At 67.4% G+C, this 25,735-nt stretch carries 18 protein-coding genes; 8 read left to right on the top strand and 10 right to left on the bottom strand.

Annotated elements, in window-relative coordinates:
- The first annotated feature begins 13 nt into the window (after nucleotides 1-13).
- From SJY20_RS15780 to SJY20_RS15790, 3 genes are read left to right on the top strand one after another with little or no spacing between them, the layout of a single operon-like run.
- Entirely contained in the window at nucleotides 14-2,518 is a 2,505-nt protein-coding gene (locus SJY20_RS15780; RefSeq protein WP_380787863.1) for a glycosyl hydrolase 115 family protein, read from the top strand.
- Entirely contained in the window at nucleotides 2,508-4,055 is a 1,548-nt protein-coding gene (locus SJY20_RS15785; protein WP_380787864.1) for an MFS transporter, read from the top strand. Before SJY20_RS15780 ends, SJY20_RS15785 begins: the two co-directional genes overlap by 11 nt.
- A complete protein-coding gene (locus SJY20_RS15790; protein ID WP_380787865.1) occupies nucleotides 4,052-5,017 on the top strand; it encodes a glycoside hydrolase family 43 in 966 nt (321 codons plus the stop codon). Before SJY20_RS15785 ends, SJY20_RS15790 begins: the two co-directional genes overlap by 4 nt.
- A 109-nt stretch (nucleotides 5,018-5,126) precedes the next feature.
- On the opposite strand, the gene SJY20_RS15795 is transcribed toward SJY20_RS15790, so the two are convergent.
- The 7 genes from SJY20_RS15795 to rhmD form a co-directional block, all read right to left on the bottom strand.
- Nucleotides 5,127-5,939, bottom strand: coding sequence for an alpha/beta hydrolase (locus tag SJY20_RS15795; protein WP_380787866.1), 813 nt, complete (start codon nucleotides 5,937-5,939; stop codon nucleotides 5,127-5,129).
- Nucleotides 5,940-5,941: 2 nt separating this feature from the next.
- Nucleotides 5,942-7,006 (bottom strand): glycoside hydrolase family 43 protein, encoded by a 1,065-nt coding sequence (locus tag SJY20_RS15800; protein ID WP_380787867.1) that lies wholly within the window; start codon nucleotides 7,004-7,006, stop codon nucleotides 5,942-5,944.
- Nucleotides 7,003-8,064: an L-rhamnose/proton symporter RhaT gene (gene rhaT, locus SJY20_RS15805; protein WP_380787868.1), complete on the bottom strand. Its 1,062-nt coding sequence runs from the start codon at nucleotides 8,062-8,064 to the stop codon at nucleotides 7,003-7,005. The genes SJY20_RS15800 and rhaT overlap by 4 nt, the downstream gene beginning before the upstream one ends.
- Complete coding sequence (locus tag SJY20_RS15810) at nucleotides 8,061-8,957, bottom strand: amidohydrolase family protein (RefSeq protein ID WP_380787869.1); 897 nt, start codon at nucleotides 8,955-8,957, stop codon at nucleotides 8,061-8,063. The genes rhaT and SJY20_RS15810 overlap by 4 nt, the downstream gene beginning before the upstream one ends.
- Before the next feature lie 157 nt (nucleotides 8,958-9,114).
- Nucleotides 9,115-9,864, bottom strand: a complete 750-nt coding sequence (locus tag SJY20_RS15815) for an SDR family NAD(P)-dependent oxidoreductase (RefSeq protein ID WP_380787870.1) — start codon at nucleotides 9,862-9,864, stop codon at nucleotides 9,115-9,117.
- Nucleotides 9,861-10,730, bottom strand: a complete 870-nt coding sequence (locus tag SJY20_RS15820) for a fumarylacetoacetate hydrolase family protein (protein ID WP_380787871.1) — start codon at nucleotides 10,728-10,730, stop codon at nucleotides 9,861-9,863. Before SJY20_RS15820 ends, SJY20_RS15815 begins: the two co-directional genes overlap by 4 nt.
- Before the next feature lie 18 nt (nucleotides 10,731-10,748).
- The gene (gene rhmD, locus SJY20_RS15825) at nucleotides 10,749-11,933 is read right to left on the bottom strand and encodes an L-rhamnonate dehydratase (protein ID WP_380788749.1); all 1,185 of its coding nucleotides are present in this window, start codon (nucleotides 11,931-11,933) and stop codon (nucleotides 10,749-10,751) included.
- Between the two features lie 161 nt (nucleotides 11,934-12,094).
- On the opposite strand from rhmD, the gene SJY20_RS15830 reads away from it, so the two are divergent.
- From SJY20_RS15830 to SJY20_RS15850, 5 genes are all read left to right on the top strand, one after another.
- Nucleotides 12,095-13,075, top strand: coding sequence for an alpha/beta hydrolase (locus tag SJY20_RS15830; RefSeq protein WP_380787872.1), 981 nt, complete (start codon nucleotides 12,095-12,097; stop codon nucleotides 13,073-13,075).
- A 5-nt stretch (nucleotides 13,076-13,080) separates the two neighbouring features.
- Nucleotides 13,081-13,836 (top strand): (Fe-S)-binding protein, encoded by a 756-nt coding sequence (locus tag SJY20_RS15835; protein ID WP_380787873.1) that lies wholly within the window; start codon nucleotides 13,081-13,083, stop codon nucleotides 13,834-13,836.
- Entirely contained in the window at nucleotides 13,833-15,227 is a 1,395-nt protein-coding gene (locus SJY20_RS15840; protein ID WP_380787874.1) for a lactate utilization protein B, read from the top strand. Before SJY20_RS15835 ends, SJY20_RS15840 begins: the two co-directional genes overlap by 4 nt.
- Nucleotides 15,224-15,832, top strand: coding sequence for a lactate utilization protein C (locus SJY20_RS15845; protein ID WP_380787875.1), 609 nt, complete (start codon nucleotides 15,224-15,226; stop codon nucleotides 15,830-15,832). Before SJY20_RS15840 ends, SJY20_RS15845 begins: the two co-directional genes overlap by 4 nt.
- A gap of 131 nt (nucleotides 15,833-15,963) precedes the next feature.
- Nucleotides 15,964-18,969, top strand: coding sequence for a TonB-dependent receptor (locus SJY20_RS15850; protein WP_380787876.1), 3,006 nt, complete (start codon nucleotides 15,964-15,966; stop codon nucleotides 18,967-18,969).
- Nucleotides 18,970-19,055: 86 nt separating this feature from the next.
- On the opposite strand, the gene SJY20_RS15855 is transcribed toward SJY20_RS15850, so the two are convergent.
- The 3 genes from SJY20_RS15855 to SJY20_RS15865 form a co-directional block, all read right to left on the bottom strand.
- Entirely contained in the window at nucleotides 19,056-21,455 is a 2,400-nt protein-coding gene (locus SJY20_RS15855) for a beta-galactosidase (RefSeq protein WP_380787877.1), read from the bottom strand.
- Nucleotides 21,452-23,680: a glycoside hydrolase family 88 protein gene (locus SJY20_RS15860; RefSeq protein WP_380787878.1), complete on the bottom strand. Its 2,229-nt coding sequence runs from the start codon at nucleotides 23,678-23,680 to the stop codon at nucleotides 21,452-21,454. Before SJY20_RS15860 ends, SJY20_RS15855 begins: the two co-directional genes overlap by 4 nt.
- Before the next feature lie 239 nt (nucleotides 23,681-23,919).
- Entirely contained in the window at nucleotides 23,920-25,713 is a 1,794-nt protein-coding gene (locus tag SJY20_RS15865; RefSeq protein WP_380787879.1) for an IlvD/Edd family dehydratase, read from the bottom strand.
- Nucleotides 25,714-25,735: the final 22 nt, after the last annotated feature.

The raw sequence follows: 25,735 nt of genomic DNA on the forward strand, positions 1-25,735 counted from the left end.
CCTGCCGCGCGTCTTGCGGGCGGTCGCCATCGTCGCGACGTGGTGCGCGACGCCGGCGCTCGCCGGGCCGCTGGTGACGTTCGACACCGGCGGCCTCGCGCTGGCGGACGCGCGGGGCGTGGCGCGAGTGGTCACGGCGCCCGGCGACTTCCCGGTCGTCGGGATCGCCGCGGCCGACCTGCGCCGCGACCTTGCCGCGGTGTCGGGGGCGAGCGCCGACAACGGCACGCAGATCTGGCTCGGGACGCTCGGTCGCAGCGCGCAGATCGACCGGCTGGTGCGCAGCGGCAAGCTCGACGTCTCGCGCCTGCGCGGCGCATGGGAAAGCTTCGTCATCGCCACCGTCGATCAGCCGGCTCCCGGGGTCGCCTCGGCGCTGGTGATCGTCGGCAGCGACCGCCGCGGGGCGGCGTACGGCGCGTACGAACTGTCGCGCGCCATCGGCGTGTCGCCATGGCACTGGTGGGCGGACGTCGCGCCCGAACATCACGCGACGATCTCCGCGGCGGCGGACCTCCACCGCTTCGGCCCGCCCTCGGTCAAATATCGTGGTATCTTCCTCAACGACGAGGATTGGGGTCTCGAACCCTGGGCCGCGAACAGTTTCGAACCCGAGGCCGGCACGATCGGGCCGAAGACCTATGCGAAGCTGTTCGAGTTGATGCTGCGGCTGAAGGCCAATCTGCTGTGGCCGGCTATGCACAAGGTGACGACGCCGTTCAACGCGAACCCCGCAAACGCGGCGCTCGCCGACCGCTATGGCATCGTCATGGGATCGAGCCATGCCGAGCCCATACTGCGCAACAATGTCGGCGAATGGAAAGCGCCGGCAGAGGATTTCAACTACCTCGCCAATCCGAAGGGCGTCGCGAAATACTGGGCCGACCGGGTCCGTTCCAACCGCGGCTATGAAAGCGTCTGGACGCTCGGCATGCGCGGCATCCACGACAGCGGGATCGTCGGCCCGACCACCGACGATGGCCGCCGGCAATTGCTCGAACGGATTTTCGCCGACCAGCGCGCGATGCTGCCAAAGGGCGCGCCGCAGGTGTTCACGCCGTACAAGGAAGTGCTCGACGTCTATCGCGGCGGCCTGAAGGTGCCCGCGGACGTGACGTTGATGTGGCCGGACGACAATTTCGGCTACATCCGCCACCTTCCCGATCCCGCCGAACGCGCGCGGCCGGGGGGCTCGGGCATCTATTACCATCTGTCCTACCTCGGGGCGCCGCTGTCCTACATCTGGCTGTCGACGACCCCGCCGGCGCTGGTCCGCGAGGAAATGGGTCGGGCATGGGACGCCGGCGCGCGGCAGATGTGGGTCGCCAATGTCGGCGACCTCAAGCCCGCCGAACTCGCGACGGACTATTTCCTGCGGCTGGCCTGGGACGTGCCGGGGACGCGCGCACAGCCGGTCGATGCGGTGGTAAGCGACTGGGCGAGCGATACCGTCGGCCGCGATCTCGGCCCCGAAGTCGCAGCGATCCTGGCCGAACATCACCGACTCAACTTCGCGCGTCGGCCAGAGCATCTGCAATGGTGGCTGCCGGGCGAGCTATCGAAGGCGAGCGCGTTGACGCCGGACGCGGTCGCCACCCGGCTCGCCGCGTTCGATGCGCTCACCGCGCGCGTCCGCACGATCGCGCCCCGGGTGGCGGCCGATCGGCGCGATGCGTTCTTCGAACTGGTCGACTATCCGGTCAGCGCCGCCGCGCTCGCCAACACGCGGGTGTTCGAGGCCGAGGCCTATGATCGCCTGCGCGATACCGATCCTGCAGGTGCCGCTGTCGCAGGGGAACGGGCGCGGGCTGCGGACACCGCGCTGGCCGCGCTTACCCGCCGCTACAATAACGAGATCGCGGGCGGGAAGTGGCGCGGGATGATGGCGGTCGAGCCTGCGGACGGCCAGTGGCGCCGCTATCGCCTGACGCCGCCGATCCTGCCGGCCGCGGCGGCCCTACCGCTTCCCTCCTCCGCACCTCCCCGGCGTAGGCCGGGGCCCAATTGGGAAGGTCCCCGACTGAACCGAAACGCTACCCCAGCTGGGCCCCGGCCTTCGCCGGGGGGGATGGGGCTGGCAACGACATCGATCCTCGTCGAGGCCGAGGCAACGCAATCGCCGCGCGGCAACTGGCGCGTAATCGACGGTCTCGGCCGCAACGGTACCGCAGTCGCAGCGACCACTTCGGCGACGCTTTCCTACGCGGTCTCCCTCCCCCCCGGCAGCTGGCGCCTGGCCGCACAAGTGCTGCCGACCTATCCAACGATCGAAGGCACCGGGCTCGTGCTGTCGCTAACCATCGACGGCACCGCGCCGGTGCGCGTGTCCGCCGAGCGTCGCACCGGCGACCCTGCCTGGGCGCGCGCTGTGCTCGACAATCAGATCGACCTCGCGCTGCCGACCCCGCTTGGCGGCGGCCGTCACACCATTTCCGTCACGCTCGACGATCCTGCGCTGATCCTCGACGCGCTCCGCTTCGACCCCGTACCCACCCAAGGACTGCCCCATGGCCACTGATCCGATCGCCGCCAGCCCGGCGCTGCCGCTTGCGCCCGCGCGGCCGGTGCGCTGGTACAATCTGCTCGCCTACGGGTCGAACGACGTGCTCGGCGCGGGGTCTATGGCGGTGATCAGCACCTGGATCCTGATCTTCTACACCAGCTTCTGCGGGCTGTCGGCGGGCGAAGCGACGATCATCTTCGGCACCGCGCGCGTGCTCGATGCGATCACCAGCCCGACCATCGGGCACCTGTCGGACAATCTCGGGCGTAGCTGGCTCGGCCGGAAATTCGGCCGCCGCCGCTTCTTCATCCTCGCCGCGATCCCGCTGCTGCCGTCGTTCGCGATCATGTGGGTCGCGGGCCAGAACTTCTGGTATTATCTCGTCACCTACGTGCTGTTCGAGATGGTCTACGCGATGGAGATCATTCCGTACGAGACGCTCGCCTCCGAAATGGCGACCGATTACAAGACCAAGGCCAAGTTCGCCGGCGCGCGCATCCTGCTCGGCCAGTGTTCTGCGATCGGCGCGGCGTTCCTGCCGGGGTGGCTGATCGCGTATCTCGGGCCGGATTCGCCCGACACCTATCTGTACATGGGTATCATCTTCTCGGTGCTGTTCATGGGCGCGGCGGGGCTGCTCTATGCGTTCAGCTGGGAGCGCCAGCGGCCGCCGGGCCTCGACGAACTCGAGGACGCGGAGGAGCGCCCGACGCTCGGTGCGGCGTTCAAGGCGCTGTACCGCAACCTGTTCTCGACGCTGCGGATCCGCGCGTTCCGGCTGCATCTCGGCATGTATCTGGGCGGTTATATCAGCCAGGACATCTACAACGCGGCCTTCACCTATTTCGTGATTTTCGCGCTGGCGGGATCGACCGCGATCGTCGCGAAGCTGGTCGGCGTGACCTATATCGTCCAGCTCGTCGCCGTCGTGCTGGCGATCAACTTCGCGCTCCGCCTGTCGCCCGCCGCCGCGTATCGCTTCGCGGCGCTCAGCTTCGCGATCGGCGTCGTGATCTTCCTCGCGATGTACGGCGCGGGCTATACCGCCACCTCGGCGCTGTTCTGGCTGCCGGTGGTGTTCGCCGGGCTTGGCCGCGGCGCGCTCAACTACATCCCCTGGGCGACCTACAACTACATGGCCGATGTCGACGAGATCGTCACCGGCCGCCGTCGCGAGGGCGCGTTCGCCGGCGTGATGACGTTCGTGCGGAAAATGAGCCAGGCGCTCGCCGTCATCCTGGTCGGCCAGGTGATGCAGGCGTCGGGCTTCCTGTCGAAGGCACCGACGCAGAGCCCGACCGCGATCGCCGCGATCGTCGGCGTGCTCGGCGTGGGCACGATCGCGATGCTGATCTTCGGCGTGCTCGTCTCGACGCGGTTCCGTCTGACGCCGCGCACGCATGCGATCCTGCTCGAAGAGATCGAGCATTTCCGCGGCGGTGCGCGGACCCCGACGACACCCGAGAATGCCCGCGTGGTCGAGGACCTGTCGGGCTGGTCGTACGACCGGCTGTGGGGCAACAACCCGGTGGCGGAGGCGCAGCCCAAGTGATCGGCCTGGCGCTCGCGCTGCTCGCGGCGCCTGCGCCGGTCGCGCCCAAGCCGTTGTTCCGTGATCCGGTGCACGACGGTGCCGCGGATCCATCGACGGTCTATGATCCACGCACGCGCGAATGGGTGATGTTCTACACCAACCGTCGTGCGGACCTGCCGATGGACGACGCCAAGGACGTCCGCTGGGTGCACGGTACCGCAATCGGCACCGCACGGTCGAAGGACGGCGCGCACTGGCGGTACGGCGGCGTCGCGGCGATCCCGGTCGCCTGCACCGGCGCGACCTTGTGGGCGCCCGATGTCGAGCGGTTCGGCGGGCTTTGGCATATGTGGGTGACAGTCGTCCCCGGCGTCTTCCGTGACTGGAACGCGCCGCGCTTCCTGGTCCACCTGACCAGCCGCGATCTGAAACGCTGGCGCTGCGGCGAGCGCGTCGAGCTGGATTCGGACCGCGTGATCGACGCCAGCGTCGTCGCGCTGCCCGAGGGCGGGTACCGGCTGTTCTTCAACGACGAGCGCATGAACAAGGCGATCCGCACCGCCGACAGCACCGACCTAGTCCACTGGACCGTCGGAGCGCGGCTGACCGACACGCCCGGCGAAGGCCCCAAGGCGTTCCGCTGGCGGGGTCGCTGGTGGCTGGTGTCGGACGCGTGGAAGGGCTTGCTGCTGATGCGCTCCGCCGACGGCACCAGCTGGACCCGCCAGCCGGGCTACCTGCTCGCCGACGCCGGCAAGGCCGAGACCGATCGCGCCAAGGGCCAGCATCCCGACGTGATCGTCGCGGGCGACCGCGCGTACATCGTCTATTTCGTCCAGCAATCTGGCGAACCGCGCGCCGCGACCGATCTGCAATGGCATCGCCGCAGCGTGCTGCAGATCGCCGAGCTTCGCGAGAGGGACGGGGTGGTTTCGATCGACCGGGACGCGCCAACCGAAGTGGTGCTGGGACAACCGTGAACCGCCCGTCACCCCGGACTTGTTCCGGGGTCCATGGTGCCGCGTAACCAACGGCCTTTGGGTTCGCGGATAGATGGATGCCGGAACAAGTCCGGCATGACGGGGGGGGTTATAGGAACCCCACCTGCCGTAGCCATGCTTCGCACAGCGTCGGCCACACCGACACCGGCATGTCCTTCGTATCGAGCGCGAAGCCATGCGGCGCGTCGCCGAACACGTGCAGTTCCGCTGCGCCGCCCGCCTGCTGCCAAGCGGCATGCAGTCGCCGCGCATTCTCCACCGGCACCACGGAATCGTTGCCCGCATAGACGATGAACGCCGGCGGCGGCGACGGCAGCAACTGCGCGTCGGGCTGCAACCGGTCGTACATCGCCTGTTTCTCGACCGGCGGTAGCGCCGGCTTGTCCGCGACGATCGTGCGCCCCTTCGCATTGGTCGAGATCGGCGCATAGCCGATGACGAACAGGTCCGGACGAAGCGCCTCGGATCGCGCGGTCCAGTCGGCGGGATACTCCGCCGCGAGGCAGGCAGCGAGATGCCCGCCCGACGACAGGCCGACCACGCCGACCGGGACGTTCTCGTGCGCGCGGATCAACCGCATCGCCTCGATCGCGTCGTCGAGCGAGGCGGACGGCCCGTTGGCGGCGTTGGGGAAGCGGTGGATCAGGACATAGGCATGATAGCCAAGGCCGGTCAGCCAGCGCGCCACCTGGACGCCCTCGCGCCCGACCATCAGCGCGGTGTAGCCGCCCCCACCCAGCACCAGCATAGCGCGGCCGTTGGGCGTGCGCGGGCGAAACCCGAGCAGTACCGGCGCATCGACCGCGGACACGACTGCAGCGTCCGGTGCAGCGGCGGGATCGTCGAACGTGACCGCGACCGCGTCGTCCCACAATGGCCAGACGCTATCGGCTCCGAGCATGTTCAACACCCCGGTGCCGCGCCGTCGAACGACGAATGCCCCGGCACGCACGGGTGCGTCGGATAGGCCTCGCCGTCGAGCTCGGTCGCCTCGCGCACCACCGCCAGCCGGTCGCCATCGTCGCGCATCTCGTAGAGTTTCCCCAGCGCATAGTTGAACGGCCGGTGGACGATCATCATCAGTTTGCCCTCGAATGTATGGAACAGCATGCCGTGCCCGCTGTCGCGCTCGACCAGCGTGCCGAGCTGTTCCCAGGGTCCTTCGAGCCCACCCGAAATCGACCGCGCCTGCGCCTCGACATAGCCCTTCTTGCCGTAGCTGGACCACAGCATCAGCAGCTTGCCGGTCTTGCTGCGATAGAGTTCGGGCCCGTCGGTGACGTACACGGTGTCGCCGTCGGGTTGCTTCTGGCCGACCACCCATGGCGCCTCGTTGGCGCGGAACAGCACGCGGGGCGGTCCGGCGGCGGCGAGGTCGTCGGTCAGCGGGATCGCCTCCATCGTGCCGACCGTCGTCTGCCACCATTCATGTGCGTAGACGAGCCAGGGCTTGCCCTTCGGATCGACGTAGAGCGACCCGTCGAGCGTCATCAACGCTTTCGGCGCGATCGGCTCGCCGCCCCGCACCAACGTGTACGGTCCATCGATCCGGTCCGCGACCGCTAGCACGGTACCGCGGCGATAGGTCGCGCGCGCACCGTTGCGTCCAAGTGGCGCGGCGGAATCGTGGAAGGTCGTGAAGAGGTACCATTTCCCCTTCCACGCATGCACCTCGGGCGCCCAGCTGCCGGCCTTCGCCCAGACCGTGGCGGGCAGCACGAAGGCGAGCTTGGGCTTGCTCCAATGCTTCAGGTCGCGGCTGGTATACACCATCGTGCCGAGCCGCTTGTCGCCGGTCATCGCGACTTCGTTGCGCGTGAACAAGTGATAGGTCTTGGTCGCCTTGTCCGCGACGATCCACGGATCGTGCAGGTGCATCGCGGTCAGCACCAGCGGCGCGTCGACCACCGGCCGCGCGGGCGCGGCGCCGGCGAGCGCGAGCAACCCCGCCAGCAGCGCTGCCTTCACGCTGCGACCGCGAGGCTGTTGCCATAGCCGATCACGACGGTGGCGAGGACCAGGACGCCGATCCCGCTCCACACGATCGCCTTGATCTTCGCGCCCGCGTCACGCCACTCGCGGAACGCGAAGCCCCAGAGCGTGCCGAAGATAATGATGCTCGCCATGTGCAGCGTCCAGCTGGAGAAGCCGAGGCGCCCCATCTGGCTTTCGCCCATCGTGTAGAAGAAGAACTGGAAATACCAGGTGACGCCGGCGAGCGCGCTGAGTGCGAAATTGGCGAGCAGCGGCGGGCGGATTCCGTCGGTGGTGCGTCCTGCCCACTGGCCGGCGCTACGGTTCTTTGCGATCAGGAACGCGCACCACAGCCCGTTGGTGATCAGGCCGCCGAACATCACCAGGCACAGCACCGGCAAGCCGGTCCAGAGCGGCCCGGTGCCCGCCGCCGCCGACAGCGCCTTGATCGGCTCGCCCGCGGCCAGCCCGAACGCGAAGCACGCCGACATGATGCCTGCGCCGATCGCGACCAGGATGCCCTTCCTGAAATCGAACTCGGCGACCACCTCGGCCTTCTGCTCCGTGGTCAGCAGAGCATCCTTCTTCGCGCCGGCAAAGGCGACGATGACGATCCCGACCAAGGTCAGCGCGATGCCGGCCAGCACGATCCGTCCCGAATTGGTCGCCAGCAGCTTTTCGTGGAATTCGCCGGTGAACAGCGGCGGGATCAGCGTCCCGAACACGGTGCATAGCCCCAGTACCACCGCCATCCCCAGCGACAGCCCGAGATAGCGCATCGTCAGCCCATAGCCGAGGCCGCCGAAGCCCCAGAGCAACCCGAACACGATCGGCCACCAGAATGCGGTCGAGGGCGCGTGGCCGAGCACGCCGAGCAGGTCGTTGGTCTGGAGGCTGGCGAAGAACCACGGCGCGAACAGCCACGAGAAGATCCCGCCGGTCAGCCAGTAGATCTCCCACGACCAGCGCTTCACGCCGCGGAACGGCACGTAGAAGCTCGCCGAGGCGAGCCCCCCGAGCCAGTGATACATCACGCCGACCAATGGATTCATATGTCTAGCCCCAGACGATAGATGCGGACGGCGTTGCGGCCGAACATCGCGCGACGTTCGTCCTCGGCGAATTCGGCGGTGATCGCATGATACGCTTCGAGATAGCGATCGATCGGCGCGAACAGCTTGTCGGTCGGCGCGTCGCTCGCGAACAGGCAGCGATCGGTGCCGAACAAGTCGATCGCCTCGAGCAGGAACGGGCGGACCTGATCCAGCGTCCAGTCGCGCGCGATGAATCCGAGCCCGGACAGCTTGATCGCGACATGCGGGATCGCGGCGAGAGCACGAAGCCCGGCGCGCCATTCGGCGATGCCGTCGGGATCGCTCAGCACCGGCATGCCGAGATGATTGATGATGACGGGGATGTCGGGATTGCGCGCGATCAACGACGCAAGGCCCGGCATCTGCGCGGGGTAGCATTGCAGGTCGAACGACAGGCCGTGCGCAGCAAGCCGTACGTACCCGGCCTGCCACTGGTCGTTCCGCGTCAGGTCGTGCGGCGTGTAGGTGCGCAGCGGGTCGGCATGCCAGTTGACGATCTGGCGGATGCCGCGGACCCGCGGGAACGCGCCCTGGGCGGCGAGCTGGACTTCGACCTCAGGATCGTCGAGCGGCGCATAGGCGACGATGCCGGTCGGCAACGCATCGCCCAGCCCCTCCAGCCAGCGGGTTTCGTCGAGCGCTTGTGTGGCGTCGGCGCCGGCATCGATATGGACCGCGCCGACGACATTCCACTTCGCCACGTCGGCGCGGTAGTCGGCGAGCCCGTAATCCTTCGCGATCCCCGCGACGCTGCCGTTGGGGCCGTCCTCGGCGAACGGCGGGGTAAGCCACGCGTAGCGGATGTGGGCCAGGTCCCAGAGGTGGATATGGGCATCGACGAACGGGATCATGCGTGCCCCTCCAGGGTTTGGCGCTGCGTCGTCTCTAGCGGACGACTGCGGCTGAAAATTACGGGCGGTGCCCGTCCCTCCCTTGTTTCCCCGCGAAGGCGGGGACCCAGACTGGGCTCCCGCCTTCGCGGGAGAACAAGGAAGGGGAGCGTTGCGTTTAGAACGTGGTCCGGCCGCCCGAGGTGTCGAAGGTCGACGCCGTCGTGAAGCTGCACTCCTCCGACGCCATGAAGCACACCATCGCGGTCGATTCGCTGATCTCGCCAAGGCGACCCATCGGGATCTTCCCGCGCATGTAATCGACCTGGCTCGGCGGCAGCTGCGCCAGGATAGGGCTCTCGAACGTCGCCGGGGTCAGCGCGTTGGCGATGATGTTCTTGGTCGCCAGTTCCTTGCCGAGCGACTTGGTCAGCCCGATCACGCCCGCCTTCGATGCCGAATAGGCCGATGCGTTGGGATTGCCTTCCTTGCCCGCGACCGACGCCAGGTTGACGATCCGGCCATAGCCGTTCGCCAGCAAATGCGGCACCACTGCGCGGCAGCAATAGAACAGCCCGTTGAGGTTGATGTCGATCACCCGCCGCCAGCTGTCGAGCGGGTATTCGTGCACCGGTCCGGTCGCGCCGGTGATGCCGGCCGAGCAGACCAGGATGTCGATCTTGCCGAGCGCCTCGAGGCTCGCCGCGGCGGCGGCCTCGACCGCGGCCTGATCCGATACGTCGAGCGCGACGACGTGCGTCGCACCGACTTCATCCTTCGCCGCTGCCAGCGCGTCGGCGTTCAGGTCCCAGAGCACGACCGTGCCGCCCTCGGCGACGATGCGCCGGGCGACATCCTTGCCGAGACCCGATGCGCCGCCGGTGACGATCGCGCAGCGACCGTCGAAACGTCCTGCATAGACGCTCATGCGAGCTTGCCCGCGCCCAGGTGACGCCATGCGACGACGTCCTGGCGCTGCGTGCCGAGCTTGGCGATGCCCAGTTCCATCACGTCGCCGGCCTTCAGATAGATCGCGTCCGGCTTCTTGCCTTCACCAACGCCCGGCGGGGTGCCGGTGATGATGATGTCGCCGGGGAACAGCGTCACATACTGGCTGGCATAGGCGATGATTTCCTTGACGGAAAAGATCATCGTCGCGGTGTTGCCGGTCTGCATCCGCGCGCCGTTGACGTCGAGATGCATGTCGAGCGTCTGCGGATCGCCGACCTCGTCCGCGGTCACCAGCCAGGGGCCGACCGGACAGAAGGTGTCGTGGCCCTTGCCCTTGCTCCACTGCGTGCCGCGCTGTTTCTGGTTGAAGCGCTCCGACACATCGTTCGCCAGCACATAGCCCGCGACATGGTTCAGCGCGTCGGCTTCCTCGACATAGCGGCAGGTGGTGCCGATCACGACGCCCAGCTCGACTTCCCAGTCGCTGTGCGTCGAGTCCTTGGGCAGCACGACCTGGTCGTTGGGACCGGTCAGGCTCGACAGCGCCTTGCCGAACATGATCGGCTCGACCGGGATCGGCAGGTTCGATTCGATCGCGTGATCGCGGTAGTTCAGCCCGATCGCGACGATCTTGCCGACATTGGCGATCGGCACGCCGTAGCGCGGCGTACCCTCGACCAGCGGCAGCGACGTCACGTCGATCTCGGCGAGCTTGGCCAGCGCGTCGGGTGCGAGCGTCTCGGGCGTGAAGTCGGCATGGTCGGCGAGCGACCGGATGCGACCATCGGCATCGACCAGACCCGGCTTTTCCTGGCCCAGCGGACCGTAGCGGCACAATTTCATGGAAAGGGCTTTCGACTATCAGTGAGTATAGGGACGGTGCATCGGGATATCCCGATTGAGCTCGACGCCAAAGCCCGGCGCATCGAGCGCGCTGGCCTTGAGGCGGCCGTTCTGCGGGACGGGCTCGCCGATCAGCTGCGGATGGAACATCGGCACCACCTCGGTCGGTCCCGGATGCATCATCAGGAACTCGGCGAACGGCGAATTGTGGCGCGTGATCACGAAGTGATAGCTGTAGACGCTCGACCCGTGCGGGACGACCATCTTGCCATGCGCATCGGCCAGCGCGCTGATCTTGAGCAGCTCGGTGACGCCGCCGCACCAGCCGACATCGGGCTGGATGATGTCGCAGCAATCCATTTCGAGCAGCATGCGGAAACCCCAGCGCGTCGCTTCATGCTCGCCGGTGGTGACGAGCATCCCCTTGGGGACGTTACGCTTCAATTCCGCATAGCCCCAATAATCGTCGGGGCTGATCGCCTCTTCGATCCATTTCAGACCATGTTCGTGCGCGGCGATCGCCAAGCGCGTGGCGTAATCGACGTCGAGCGCCATCCAGCAATCGAGCATCAGCCAGAAATCGTCGCCGCATTTCGCCCGCATGTCGGCGATCATCGCGATGTTCTTCTTCATCCCCTCCGGCCCTTCGGCGGGACCGTGGTGAAGCGGCATCTTGCCGCCGATGAAGCCGAGTTCCTTGGCGATGTCGGGCCGCGCGCCGGTCGCATAGAATTGCAGTTCGTCGCGCACCGCGCCGCCGAGCAGGTGATAGACCGGCTCCTGACGCAGCTTGCCGAGCAGGTCCCACAGCGCAAGGTCGACGCCGGAGATCGCGTTCACGACGATCCCCTTGCGGCCGTAATATTGCGTCGAGAAGTACATCTGGTCCCAGATCTTCTCGTATTCGGTCGGGCTGCGCCCTTCGAGGAAGCGCGCGAGGTGCTTCTCGACGATGAACGCCGCGGGTTCGCCGCCGGTGGTGACCGCGAAGCCGATCGTGCCGTCCTCGGCCTCGATCTCGACCACCAGCGTGCCCAGCACGTTGATGCCAAAGCTCTGACGCGACTGGCGATATTCGGGATATCGGCTCATCGGCGTGGCGATGTGGTCGTCGATCCAGTGGCCGGCACCCTGGTCGTGATAGTCGGCGCCACCGCCACGGACGACGAACGCCCGGACGTGCTTGATCTTAGGCAAGGACACGATCGCCACTATAAGCTCCTCATTCCCCTCCCCGCCACCTCCTCGAACGGGAAGCGAGCGGCGTCGGCGCTGTTTACTTTATCTCACTTTATGGGATAGTTCGTTACTTGATGAGAATGGCCGCGTCAAACGCAGACTCGGTCCGGGCAGAGGAAAAGCGGATGATCATGGATCGCAGGAGCGTCCTGGCGGGCGCCGTCGCATTCGGGGCAGCGCTGGGCGTTGAAACCGCGTTCCCGAGCTTCGCACAAGCGGCGATCCCGCTGCCCGATGGCTTCGAGCGCATGCCGCTCTGGCCCGGCGCGGCCCCCGGCGGCGCTGGCGTCCGCGTCACCGAAGTGTCGGCGCTGCGCTACCCCGAACTCGGGACCGACACGCTGTACCAGGACCATGTCGTCACCCCGACGCTGACGATGGTGCGCGCGAAACGCCCGAACGGCGCGGCGCTGCTGCTGATCCCGGGCGGCGGCTATCGTCGGGTATCGACGGGGCTAGAAGGCTATGTGATCGCACGACGGTTCGCGGACGCCGGCTATACCTGCTTCGTGCTGAGCTATCGGATGCCGGCCGACGGCTGGGCGGCGGGCGCCGACACGCCGTTGCAGGACGCACAGCGCGGGTTGCGCCTGGTGCGCAGCCTGGCGACTCGCGAAAAGTTCGATCCCGCGCGGGTCGGCGCTATCGGCTTTTCGGCGGGTGGCCATCTCGCCGCCTGGCTGTCGACCCGCGCACCCCGCGAAACCTATGCCGCGATCGATGCGGTCGACCGCCAGCCGCTCGGCGTTGCCGCCGCGGCGCTGATGTATCCGGTGGTCACGTTGCGCGATCCGCTTGCGCATGCCGGGTCGCGCGAGCAGTTGCTGGGCGCCAATGCGACCGCCGACCGGATCGCCGCCTATTCGATGGAAGACACCGTGATGCCCTCGCCGCCGCCGATCTTCCTCGCGCATGCGTTCGACGACAAGACCGTGCCCTACCAGAACAGCCTGGTGATGGCGGCGGCCCTCCGCGCGCAGGGCGGCGCGGTCGAATGCCAGCTGTACGAAGCCGGCGGGCACGGCTTCGGGATCGGCCCCAGGGCCCCCGCGGCGAGCGGCTGGTCCGACGCCTATCTTCGCTTTCTCGCGAGGCACGGCGTATGACCTCCATGCCGCCACGCGTCGCCCTGTTCGTGACATGCCTGGTCGACCTGATCCGCCCGCAGATCGGCTTCGCCGCGATCCGCGCGCTGGAGGCGGCAGGCTGTGAGGTGATCGTCCCCGACGCACAGACCTGTTGCGGCCAGCCCGCGCTCAATTCGGGCGACCGCGACACCGCCGCCGACCTGGCGCGCCGGGCGATCGCGATGCTCGAACCCTATGACCATGTCGTCATCCCGTCCGGATCGTGCGCGGCGACGATGCGCGTGCACTATCCCGAGATCCTCGAACACGATCCCGAATGGGGCCCGCGCGCCGTCGCGCTGGCGGCACGGACCTACGAGATCCTCGCCTATCTCGACGAGGTCCGCGGGTGGAAACCCGACGGCGTCGCGCTGGACGCGACCGGCACCTATCACGACAGCTGCTCGGGCCTGCGCGAGCTCGGCATCAAGCGCCAGCCCCGCCGTCTGCTCGCGGCTATCGACGGCCTCAGCCTCAAGCCGCTTGCCGGTGCCGAGACCTGTTGCGGATTCGGCGGCACGTTCTGCGTCAAATATCCCGCGATCTCGAACGCGATCGTCGCGGAGAAGGCGACCTCGATCGACGCCAGCGGTGCGGACCTGCTGCTCGCGGGCGATCTGGGGTGCCTGATGAACATGGCGGGCAAGCTCAACCGCGAGGGCTCGAAGGTCCGCGCGTTCCACACCATCGAGCTGCTCGCCGGCATGGGCGACGGCCCCGCGATCGGCGAAGAGGCATGAGCAGCTTCACCGACCGCGCCGACACCGCACTCGCCGACCGCAACCTGAAAATCGCGGTCGAGCGCACCGCCGGGACCGCCGAAGCCAAGCGCACCATCGCGATCGACGCCTTTCCGGATTTCGAACAGGCCCGCGACCGGGCGGCGGCGATCAAGGATCACGTGATCGCCAATCTCGGCCTGTATCTCGAACGCTTCGAGGCAAACGCCGTCGCGGCCGGTGCGAAAGTCCACTGGGCGCGCACCGCCGACGAAGCATGCGAGATCGTCGTCGGCATCTGCAAGGCGGCGAACGCGAAGAGCGTCGCGCGATCGAAATCGATGCTGGGCGAGGAGATCGGCCTGCCGCACGCGCTGGAGCAGGCCGGCATCACCCGGATCGAGACCGACCTCGCCGAGCACATCATCCAGCTGGCGGACGAGCGCCCCTCGCACATCATCTGGCCGGCGATGCACAAGACTCGCGAGCAGGTGTCGGTGCTGTTCAAGGCCAAGCACCGCGATCCGCACCAGGAGGAGACGATCGCGGCGATGGCAGAAAGCGCCCGCCGCCACCTGCGCGAAGGCATGCTCGCCGCCGATGTCGGCATTTCGGGTGCGAACTTCCTGGTCGCCGACAGCGGCGCGGTGTGCACCGTCACCAACGAAGGCAATGCCGAACTCTCCCTCGTCCCGCCGCGCGTCCACATCGTCACCGCGGGGATCGAGAAGATCGTGCCGTCGATGGGGCATGCGGTGCACATGCTGCGGATGCTGTCGCGCTCGGCGACCGGCGCCGCGCTCAGCCAGTACACCACTTTCTACACCGGTCCGCGCCGCCCCGGCGACCGCGACGGCCCCGAGGAAATGCACATCGTGCTGGTCGACAACGGCCGCACGATGATGCGCGAGACCGGGCTGGCCGAGATGCTGCGCTGCATCCGCTGCGGCGCGTGCATGAACCACTGCGTGGTGTTCCGCCAGATCGGTGGCCATGCCTATGGCGGCACCTATCCGGGACCGATGGGCGCGGTGCTGACCCCGGCGTTCGATGGCCTCGCGAAGAACCGCGACCTGCCCAATGCGTGCACGCTCAATGGCAAGTGCCAGGAGGTGTGCCCGGTGCGCATCCCGCTGCCGACGCTGTTGCGGGGCTGGCGCGAGAAGAGCTGGCGCGAGGGTCTGGAGCCGACCAGTCTGCGCGCCGGTCTCGGCACCTGGGCGTGGTTCGCGCGGCGGCCCGCGCTGTACCGTGCGGCGACCGCGTCGGCGCTGCGCGCGATGCGGCTGATGGGACGCGGCGGCTGGCTGAGCAAACTGCCGCTCGCCGGCGCCTGGACCGAGCACCGCGACATGCCGAAGCCCGCCGCGCAAAGCTTCATGTCGCAGTACAAGAAGGGACGCCGGTCGTGAGCCCGCGCGACGCCATTCTCTCGCGGCTCGGCGGAACCGCCACGATCGGTGCGATCGACAGCGAAGCTGCTGCGCTGCTCATCGCCCCCGAACGACCGCGGGTCGATCCGGCCAGGCTGGAGGAGACGTTCCTGGCGATGCTGACGCTGCCGAGCGTGGCCGCGACCGTCGACCGGATCGCGTCGCTCGACGACCTGCCCCACGCGGTCGCGCGCTATCTCGCCGCGCAAAGCCTGCCGCCCCGCCTGTGCGTCCCGCCCGATCCGCGCGTGGCTGCGGGCGACTGGTCGACGATGACGCTGCACGAACAGGTCGCGCCGGACGAAAACGCGGTCCTCGCCTTTGCCCGCTGCGGTGTCGCGGAGACCGGATCGCTGGTGTTCGAGACCAGTCCGAAGGCACCGATGCTGCCGAATTTCCTGGCGCTGCACCACATCGTCGTCGTGCCCCGGATCGTCGCGCAGCTCGAAGACGCGATGCTCGGCGGTCTGCAGCCGCGCGCGCATTACTGGGTGACGGGCGTGTCGGGTACCACCGACATCGAGGGCACCTATGTCCGCGGCGCGCACGGCCCGCGATTCCTCCATGTCGTGCTGGTCGACTGACCGCTCCGCCACCTGAACTTGCTTTGGATCAAAAATAGCTTCCATTTTCGATCAAAAGTGCGATAAACGGGACTACGTTCCACATATTGAAACCGGCGATAAGATCGGTACGTGCTTTAGGGGAGTTTTTAGTGAACCATTCGCATATCCGGTCGTCGATCCGTGGGGGCGCATCGCTCGCCGTACTCGCGTTGACCGCATTCGGGACGCAGGCGCTGGCGCAGAACGCGCCGATCCCGCCCGCCTCGACGCAGCCGTCGACCACCCAGCCCGGCACGACGGAGCCCGCCGCGACCCAGGCCGCCGATCCGCAGGCCGACGCGGCACCGGAAGCGGACATCGTCGTCACCGGCTTCCGCGCCTCGCTCGACAGCGCGCTCAGCGCCAAGCGCCGCGAGACCGCCGCGATCGACAGCATCGTCGCCGAGGACATCGGCAAGTTCCCCGACAGCAACCTGGCCGAATCGATGCAGCGCATCCCCGGCGTCGCGCTGGCGCGCGGTGACGGTGGCGAAGGCAAGAACATCTCGGTTCGCGGCCTCGGCGCCGGCTTCACCCGCGTCCGCATCAACGGCATGGAAGGTACCGCGCAGACCGGCGCCTCCGACATCTACGGCGCGCAGAACAGCGGCCGCAGCTTCGACTTCAACGTCTTCCCGACCGAGATCTTCAACGGTCTCGCCGTGCGCAAGACGCCGTCGGCCGATGTCGAGGAAGGCTCGCTGGGCGCCACCGTCGACCTGACCGCGCCGAAGCCGCTCGGCCAGTCGAAGGACTTCGTCGTCAGCGCGACCGTCAAGGGCCTGTGGAACGAAGTCTCCAAGAAGACCAACCCGCGCGGTTCGCTGCTCGTCGCCAAGAAGTTCGACGACGGCCGCTGGGGCATCCTCGGCTCGCTCGCCTACCAGAAGCGTAACATCCGCGAAGTCGGCTATTCGGCGGTCGACATCCTGTCGTCGAACACCAATGGCGGGTTCTGTTCGCCAGTCGGCGTGACGCCGTCGGTCCCCGCAGTCGGGTCGAAGGGCGCGACGGCCACGACCTGCTACCCCGGCAATCCGCGCACCGGTTCGGTCGCGGCCTACAACGCCGTGCAGGCCGCGCGTCGTCCCGACCTGCCGAACACGCCGGGCAGCGGCGCGTTCTTCCCACGCATCCCGCGCTACCTGAACTCGGAACAGAAGCAGGAACGTATCGGGGGCACCGCGACGCTGCAGTTCCAGCCGGACGAGAAGACCGACATCTCGATCGACCTGCTCTATTCGCGCTTCCACGTCGTGCGCCGCGACAACTACATCGAAGCGATCTCGTTCGCGCGGTCGGCGTCGAACAACGGCATGCCGAACACCTCGATCAAGGACCTGACGCTCGACAGCCTCGGCTCGGTGCAGAGCGCCAGCTATGACGGCGTCGACGTGCGGTCCGAGGGTCTGGTCGACAATTTCGTCTCGACGTTCAAGCAGGCGAACATCAACTTCAAGCACGACTTCTCGGACGCGCTGACCGTCACGACGCTGTTCGGGATGAACAAGTCGCGGTTGCAGACCAAGCAGCGCTTCCAGTATTACATGGACGCGATCGATAAGCCGTTCACCTTCGCGTACAACGGCGCGACCACGCCCGATCTCGGCTTCGGCTTCGATGTCGCGAACCCGGCCAACTTCAACTACGCACCTGGGCTTGCCGACGGCACCGTACTTGGCGGCTTCAGCTTCCAGGGCGCACCGCGCTACAACCAGACCACCGGGCTGACTGGCGAGACCAACCTCAACTGGAAGGTCGCCGATTTCTTCACGGTAAAGACCGGCGCGCAATATCGTCGCGCCAACTTCACCACGCTCGGCACCGGCTATTACACCGCCGACATCACCACCAAATCGCTGCCCGCCGGCGTCACGCTGGCGAGCCTCTCGATGCAGATCGATGGTGTGAACGACCTGTGGGGCCATGCCGCACCGGCAAGCTGGGCGTCGCTCGATCCGGCCAAGCTGATCTCGGCGGCGGGTCTCGACACCGCGCGCACCTGCGGCATCTCGTGCGGCACCGGCCTGTCGCGTGTGCTCGAGGAGGAGAAGAGCGGGTATCTGATGGGCACGTTCGATCTCGAGGATCGCCTGCCCGTCGGCGTTCGCGGCGACTTCGGTGTCCGCTACGTCCACACCGACCAGGCCTCGAGCGCGATCATCCCGGCGCCACTGGCCTCTTCGCCCACCGGCGTCACCGGCCAGTACAACTACGCCGACCGTTCGTATGACAACTGGCTGCCGTCGGGTAACCTAGTCATCGAGCCGATGAAGAGCCTGTTGCTGCGCTTCTCCGCGTCGAAGGTCATCGCACGGCCGGAACTGGCCGCGCTCACGCCGTCGGTCACGATCAACCCGGTTACGCGGTCGGGCAGCCTGCAGAACCCGAACCTCAAGCCGATCAGCGCCAAGACGTTCGACGCCGCAGCCGAATGGTATTTCCGTCCGGGTTCGCTGCTGTCGGTCGCCTATTTCCACAAGAACATAAGCACCTTCGTCCAGAACGTGCCGCAGACCGTCGCATACAATACGCTGGGCCTGCCGGACGCGTTGCTCGCCGGCTCCAACACGGCGCCGACCGAGCTGTTCGTGATCTCGCAGCCCTCCAACACGCCGGGCGGCAAGCTGAACGGCGTCGAAGTCAACGCGCAGATCCCGTTCACCTTCCTATCGTCGCCGTTCCTCAAGAATTTCGGCGTGCTGGCGAACTACACGCACGTCACGTCGAAGATCACGTACATCACCGCAACGTCGAACGGCGTCGTGTCCGCGACGACGCAGGCGGCGTTGCTCGGCCTGTCGAAGAACACCGCGTCGGGCACCGCGTATTACGAGGACAAGAAGTTCAGCCTGCGCGGCACCGTCAACTACCGCGATCCGTTCCTCCGCGGCGTGCCAGCATCGCCGGGCAGCGACGTCCAGGTCAACGCGAAGACGATGTATGTCGATGCCTCGGCGTCGTACAACCTCACCGACAACATCAAGTTGCTGGTCGAGGGCACCAACCTGACCGACGAACAGAACCGTATCTATATCGACAGCAAGCGTCAGGACACGCTGTTTCAGACGCGGATCGGCCGCACCTTCACGATCGGCGCAAACCTGCAGTTCTGATCGGTATCGCAACGAAAAGGGGGGAGACGGGGCAACCCGTCCCCCCCTTTTTTTTTCGTGCGCAGGGCGTTCCGTCGTGAACGACGCTAGCGCGCGGTGACTACCAGCTCGTGTTCCGGCACCAACTTCACGCTGCGGATCTCGGCGACCTGCGCCTTTGCCGGCAGGATTTTCCGCGCGCGCTCGTCGAGGTAGATCGGTGCGTCGGCGCGCAACGGCATTACCGTGATCGTCCAGGGCTTGCCTAGACGGTCGGCGAAGCGCCGCAGCCCGATCCGCCAGACCCGCCCGTCCCAGAACGCATCGTCGAGCATCGTGTCGCCGTCGAACAGCCGACCGATGTCGCCGCGATACTCGATCTCCAGGAACGCATCGCCCCCGGCGGGCAGCGCGCTGCGCGGCACCGTGAACGACCACGCCGCGGCGGCACGGTGTGCTTCGGGCAACGGCTGCATCGCCGCCTTGGCCGGGCCACCGACCTGGATCGGTGGCGCCTCGCCGGCCGGCCGTAGCGACGACACCGCAATCTCCTGCCCGCGCGACGTCCCTACCGTCGCCGCGTAATCGCCAGCGCGCGCCTGCGCCACGGAGAGCGACGCCTGCGGCATCATCGAAAAGGCGAACCGCGCATTGCCGCGCTGACGCAGTACGAGCCGATCGCCGTCGACGAACAGATCCGCATCGGTGAGCACCAGCCGGCGCTGGCCGAACACGTTGCCCACCCACGCCCTCCGCGCGGAAACCTGATCGAGCACGACCAACCGCACGCGGCGTCCGTCTCGTCCGGTGGCGGTGATCGTGCGGCTCGGCGACGGCGTCACGCTCGCCAGCACCTGCCCCGCGGCGTCGCGCCGCGACGGCACCGACAGGGTCGTTCCGGGCGCGAAGGCGAGCTCCACCGCGCCGGGGCCGGTAGCCGCCAGCACATGGATCGCTCCCCCGCCATCGGACAGCCGGGTCAGCGGCTGCGCGGTCGCGTAAGCCAGCCGCACGCCGTCCAGGTCCAGGTTGATCGGCCATACGAAGCTCGCATCCGCCGCGATGTCGGTCGGCGGCAATCGCACCGTGCCGCCCTTCAACGCCACCTCGAACCGCACGTCGCGGTGCGCCGGCATCGCCGACTGCCGGACATGGTTGTTGACGAACAGGAACGCGGCGGTTCCGTCAGAGCGCACCGACCAGCGCAGCGTCGCCAGGTCGGCGTTGCCGCTAGGCACCGCCGACGGTTCGCGCGCGGTCATCGTCGCAAGCCGGTCGCCATACGCCTCGAGCAAATAATGCAACGGCCGCAGCGCCCCGCTGACGGCGCCGACCTCGCCATATTGGCCGAGCGGCGCCTGGAAGTCGTAGCCGATCTGCGGCACGTCGTTATAGCCGCCGGTCGCCTGCGTTTCCTCGATCGCGCGGCCATCGACCAGCGGGTTGGCGCCGCCGTGGAACATGTAATAGCCGAGCAGATTGACCCCCGACCCGAGCTGCGCGGTGATCGCCGCGGATACGTCGATCGGATCGAGCAACGGCCGCCGCCGGTACATCACGGGCACCCCCGCACCATATTCCGCACCCAGGAACGGCGTGTCCGCGGTGTCGGACTCGGCGTCGCCGACCTTCGCCCCCCGGGTCTGCGCACCCAGATCGCCGCTCACCCGACTGCGGAAGCGGAACAGGTAATTTTCCTTGGGGCCGAGCGGCCCGGTCTTGGCCGACCAGGGTTCGTCGACATACCCACCCATCACCGGCACCACCTGCCCGCGCGGATAGATCGTATGGTCCCAGCCGGTGACCGTGTAGAGCGGCACGTCATAGCCGATGCGTCGCGCGAGGGCCTTCAGCGTCGCGATATGCCCGCGGCCCTGCCCCGGCCCGTCGAGATTATACTCGTTCTCGATCTGCATCCCGACGATCGGCCCGCCGTCCTTCCACAGCAGCCCGCGGACCTGCGCGTACATTCCGGTCCAGAAGCGCTCGACCTCGGCCAGATAGGCGGGATCGTCGCTGCGGGGCCGGGTGCGCGCCACCACCCAGTCGGGGATGCCGCCGAACCGTGCCTCGGCGTGCGCCCACGGGCCGGGACGCAGGAAGAACAGCATGCCGTGCTTGGCGCAGAGCTGGACGAACCGGCGCAGGTCGCGGTCGCCGGTCCAGTCCAACCGCCCCGGCGCCAGCTCGATCTGGTTCCAGATCGCATAGCTCGAGACGATGGTGACGCCCGCCGCCTTCATCTTGAGGATCTCGGCCTCCCACTCCGCCGCGGGGGTCCGCGTGAAATGGAACTCGCCCATCACGGGCAGCCACGGCCGACCGTCGCGTGTCAGATACTGGCTGTTGATTCCGATGCGGCCTCCAGGACCGGTCCCGGTACCCATGTGCAAGTGCTCGCTCCGCAGCGCGGGCGGCGGCGCGGCGGCGTCGACGCGCACCGTCTCCTGGGCCGACGCCGACGCTGCGGTCGTGACGAGCAACAGGCCGATCAGAGCGCGCCTCACTTCGGCACCGCGAAGCTGGGCGACTGGCCGCGGACATAGGTTTCCCATGTCGCGCGGTCGTGGAACTCGCGTCCCTTGCTCCACGCTGCGCCCATATAATAGACGAACGGCTTGCCCGGCATGACCTTCAGGATGACGAGGTAATTGTCGGCGTCCTCGGTCACCTCGGCGATCATCGCCGGATCGACCATCAGCGCGACCGCCATCGCACCCTTGTCGGGATCGGTCGGCCCCCAGAAGCTGAACCGCCCGGTCTTGGCATCGGCGGTCAGCGTGCCCGCGGCGGGTGCGGTCGGCCGCTTCTGGATGCCGATGCCGACCAGCAGCGGCTCGGTCGTATCGGACGAGAGTGTCGACACCATCCGTGTGAAGTTGGTCCCCAGCGGCAGCGTAAAGCGCCGCGTCTCCCACACTTTCCGATCCGTACCGACCGGCCAGGGCGCATAGTCGACGCTGAAATCGGCGACGTCAGGGCCATCCTTGAGAATGCGATGCTTCGCCCAGTTGCGCGATGTCCACAATTTATGGTCCTGCCAGACGCCGAGCCCCCCCGCGCCGCGGAACGTGTTGACGTTGTAGAAGTCGATGCCCTCGCCGTGGAAATCGTGCTGCTTGCCCGTCTTGAGCTGACGTTCCATGAACGGCCACGGCACGATCTTGCCCCAAGCGTCGATCCCGGAGGTCGAGGGCGGCTCGTACGCCTCGAGCGCAGGGCCGTAGATGCGATGCGCGGTGCGATCGTTTTCCCACAGGATATCGTCGTAGCGATAGGGCGCGAACTTCACGCTCGCGCGCGGCGCGCGTTGTTCGGCCGGTGGTGGCGACAGCGGTAGCGAGATCCGCGGATTGACGACGCCGTCGGCGCGCGGGGGTGCTGCAGCGTCATCGCGCGCCGGGTCGAAGCCGAGATCCGACACCGCCTGATGTTCCGCGTTACGTCGCGCGAATGCCGCCTTTTGCTCCGCCGTCAGCCCTGCCGGCTCAGGCCGCTGGACGGGCCCCGCCGGCTTGATCGAATCGTGCGGCGGTTCGGCGATCGGCAACGGCGTCACCGGTCCGCCGAGCCGCATCATCTCCAGCCCCGCCAGGATCAGTCCGCCGGAACCGTACATCGCATGGTCGTCCGCCTTGGTCGGCCAGGGCTGGTCGCCCGGCAGCTGGACATGGCCGAGCAGGCCGTCCGGCTGGATCGCCTTGGTCAGCCCCGCCCAGCCACGCAGCACCACCGGTAGATAGGTCTTCCGATCGAGGACGCCGTGGTTGATCCCCCACGCCATCCCGTAGACGAAGAACGCCGACCCCGATGTCTCGGCACCCGCCGGATCCTGCGGGTCGAGCAGGTTCGCGGGCCACAGGCCGTCGTCGCGCTGCAGCTTGGCGAGGCTCGTCGCCATCGTGCGCAACGTCTCGATGTAACGCGGACGCGACGGATAGTCGGCGGGCATCGATTCGAGCACGCGCGCGATACCGCCGACCACCCAGCCATTGCCGCGCGACCAGAACACACGCTTGCCGTTTTTCGCAAAGCGCGTCCCGAACCGCGCATCACGCAGATACAACCCTTCGGCGGGCGCCCACAACGCGTCGTGCGTCCGCCACCACGATGTGTCGGCCGCGCGCAGATAAGCCGGGTCGCCGGTCAGCACCGACATCCGCGCGAGTACCGGCGGCGCCATGAACAGCGCGTCGGACCACCACCATACCAGCCGCCGCGGCGCCGGGTCGAGCGTCAGATACGGCAGCGCATAATCGAGCCGCGCGCGGGTCGCGGCGATCTCCGGCTCCTGCCCGCTGCGCGCGTACAGTTCCTCATAAGTCTCGCCGAGCGCCATGTTGTCGGCGTCGAGCATCGCATAGGGCCGTGCGCCGCCTTGCAGCGCGAAATTGAAATGCTCCGCGGCGTCGCGCATGAACGCATTGCCACCCGACGCATCGGATACCCGCGTGAGTCGGGTCAGCGATGTCAGGAACGCCGCGCTGATCCAGTTGGCGGTGAGCGGGCGGACGACGTCGCCCTTCAACGTCATCGGCCGCGCGCGCAGCTCGGCAATCTGCATCGCTGCGGTATAGTCGAGCAATGCCAGCACCCGACGCGCATCGGGAACGCGCCGAGCATCGAACGCCAGGTCGGGCCGCGCTGGTGCGGACACTGCCGGAACACTCGGCGATACCTGTGCCGAAGCCGCGCTGGCCATCAGCAGCGGCAGTATGGCGAACAGCCTCATCATCGCTCTCCCGTTCATCGCGGTCTCTGCCGCCAGATAATGAACAGGCATATCGCTATGTGGATAGAGCGACAAGGCGGCATGTATGACAACTGGGGCTGCACACCACCCCGGCGCAGGCCGGGGCCCAATTGGGAACGCCCAAGTGACGACGTACGGTCCTTCGTTACCGCCGCCGCCCATTTGGGCCCCGGCCTTCGCCGGGGTGGAGCTAAGGCTTCAGAGCCAGCGAGCCGCGATCAGTGATTGTCGCGCGGCAACCCCATCGTCTGCGCGATCCGCTGGTACTTCTCCGCACCTTCGAGGATCGCGCCGGTATCCATCTGCCCGACCACCGCGCGCTGGATTTCCTGCCACGGGGTCTGCGATGCCGGATAGCGATAGCCGCCCGCGGCGATCAGGTCGGCGCGGCGCTGTGCCAGTTCCGCGTCCGGGATCAACACGTCCGCGGTGCCTTTGTTGAGATCGATCCGCACCCGGTCACCGGTCTTGAGCAGCGCGAGCCCGCCCATCGCTGCGGCTTCAGGGCTGGCGTTGAGGATCGACGGGCTGCCGCTGGTCCCCGATTGCCGCCCGTCGCCGATGCACGGCAGCGCGTGGATGCCCTCGGTGATCAGATAGGCCGGCGGCCGCATGTTGACGACTTCGGCCGCGCCCGGATAGCCGATCGGGCCGGCGCCGCGCATGAACAACAGCGTCTCGGCAGTGATCCCGGTCGCGGGATCGTCGATCCGGTGGTGGTAATCCTCCGGCCCGTCGAACACGACCGCAGGCCCCTCGAACGCGTCGAGGTCGTCGGGATTGGACAGATAGCGTTCGCGGAATTCGAGTCCGATCACGCTGGTCTTCATGATCGCGGCGTCGAACAGATTGCCCGACAGCACGATGAACCCGGCATCGACCACCAGCGGCTTGTCGAACGGATGGATGACCTTCTCGTCCTCGATCGCGACGCCGCGGCAGTTGTCGCCCATCGTCTTGCCGTTGACGGTCAGCGCGTCCTCATGGATCAGGCCCTGCTCGATCAGCTGGTTGACCACCGCGGGAACGCCGCCGGCGCGGTAATAATCCTCGCCCAGATATTCCCCGGCGGGCTGCAGGTTGACCAGCAGCGGCACCTTGTGGCCCTCGGTCTCCCAGTCCTTGAGCGGCAGGTCGACACCGATATGGCGTGCGATCGCGGACAGGTGGATCGGCGCGTTGGTCGATCCGCCGATCGCCGAATTGACGCGGATGGCGTTGTGGAACGCCGGCTTGGTCAGGATGTCGGAGGGCTTCAGGTCCTCGGCGACCATCTCGACGATGCGCTTGCCGGTTCGGTACGCGCATTCCTGGCGGTCACGGTACGGCGCCGGGATCGCCGCCGACGCCGGCAGCGACATGCCGAGCGCCTCGCACAGCGAATTCATCGTCGTCGCGGTGCCCATGGTGTTGCAATAGCCGGTCGACGGCGCCGACGACGCGACCAGTCGGATGAACTCCGCATCGTCGATCTCGCCCGCGGCGAGCAGCTGGCGCGCCTTCCACACGATCGTGCCCGAACCGGTCCGCTCGCCCTTGTGCCAGCCGTTGAGCATCGGCCCGACCGACAGCGCGATCGCCGGGATGTTGACCGTCGCCGCCGCCATCAGCGCGGCGGGCGTGGTCTTGTCGCAACCGATCGTCAGCACGACGCCGTCGAGCGGATAGCCGTACAGCACTTCGACCAGCCCCAGATACGCCAGGTTGCGGTCGAGACCCGCGGTCGGCCGCTTGCCGGTTTCCTGGATGGGATGGACCGGGAATTCGAGCACGATGCCCCCCGCCTCGCGAATGCCCTCGCGCACGCGCTCGGCGAGCACCAGGTGATGGCGATTGCAGGGGCTGAGGTCGCTGCCGGTCTGCGCGATCCCGATGATCGGGCGGCCCGACTGGAGTTCCTCCAGGCTCAGCCCGAAGTTCAGATAGCGCTCAAGATACAGCGCGGTCATGTCGATATTGTCGGGGTTGTCGAACCAGGCGCTGCTGCGCAGTTTACGCGGGGGGGTCGTCATTACTAAAAGCTCCGGAAGGTCA

Origin of the sequence: Sphingomonas sp. R86521, from assembly GCF_042466235.1 — a bacterium.
Classification (GTDB): Bacteria; Pseudomonadota; Alphaproteobacteria; order Sphingomonadales; family Sphingomonadaceae; genus Sphingomonas.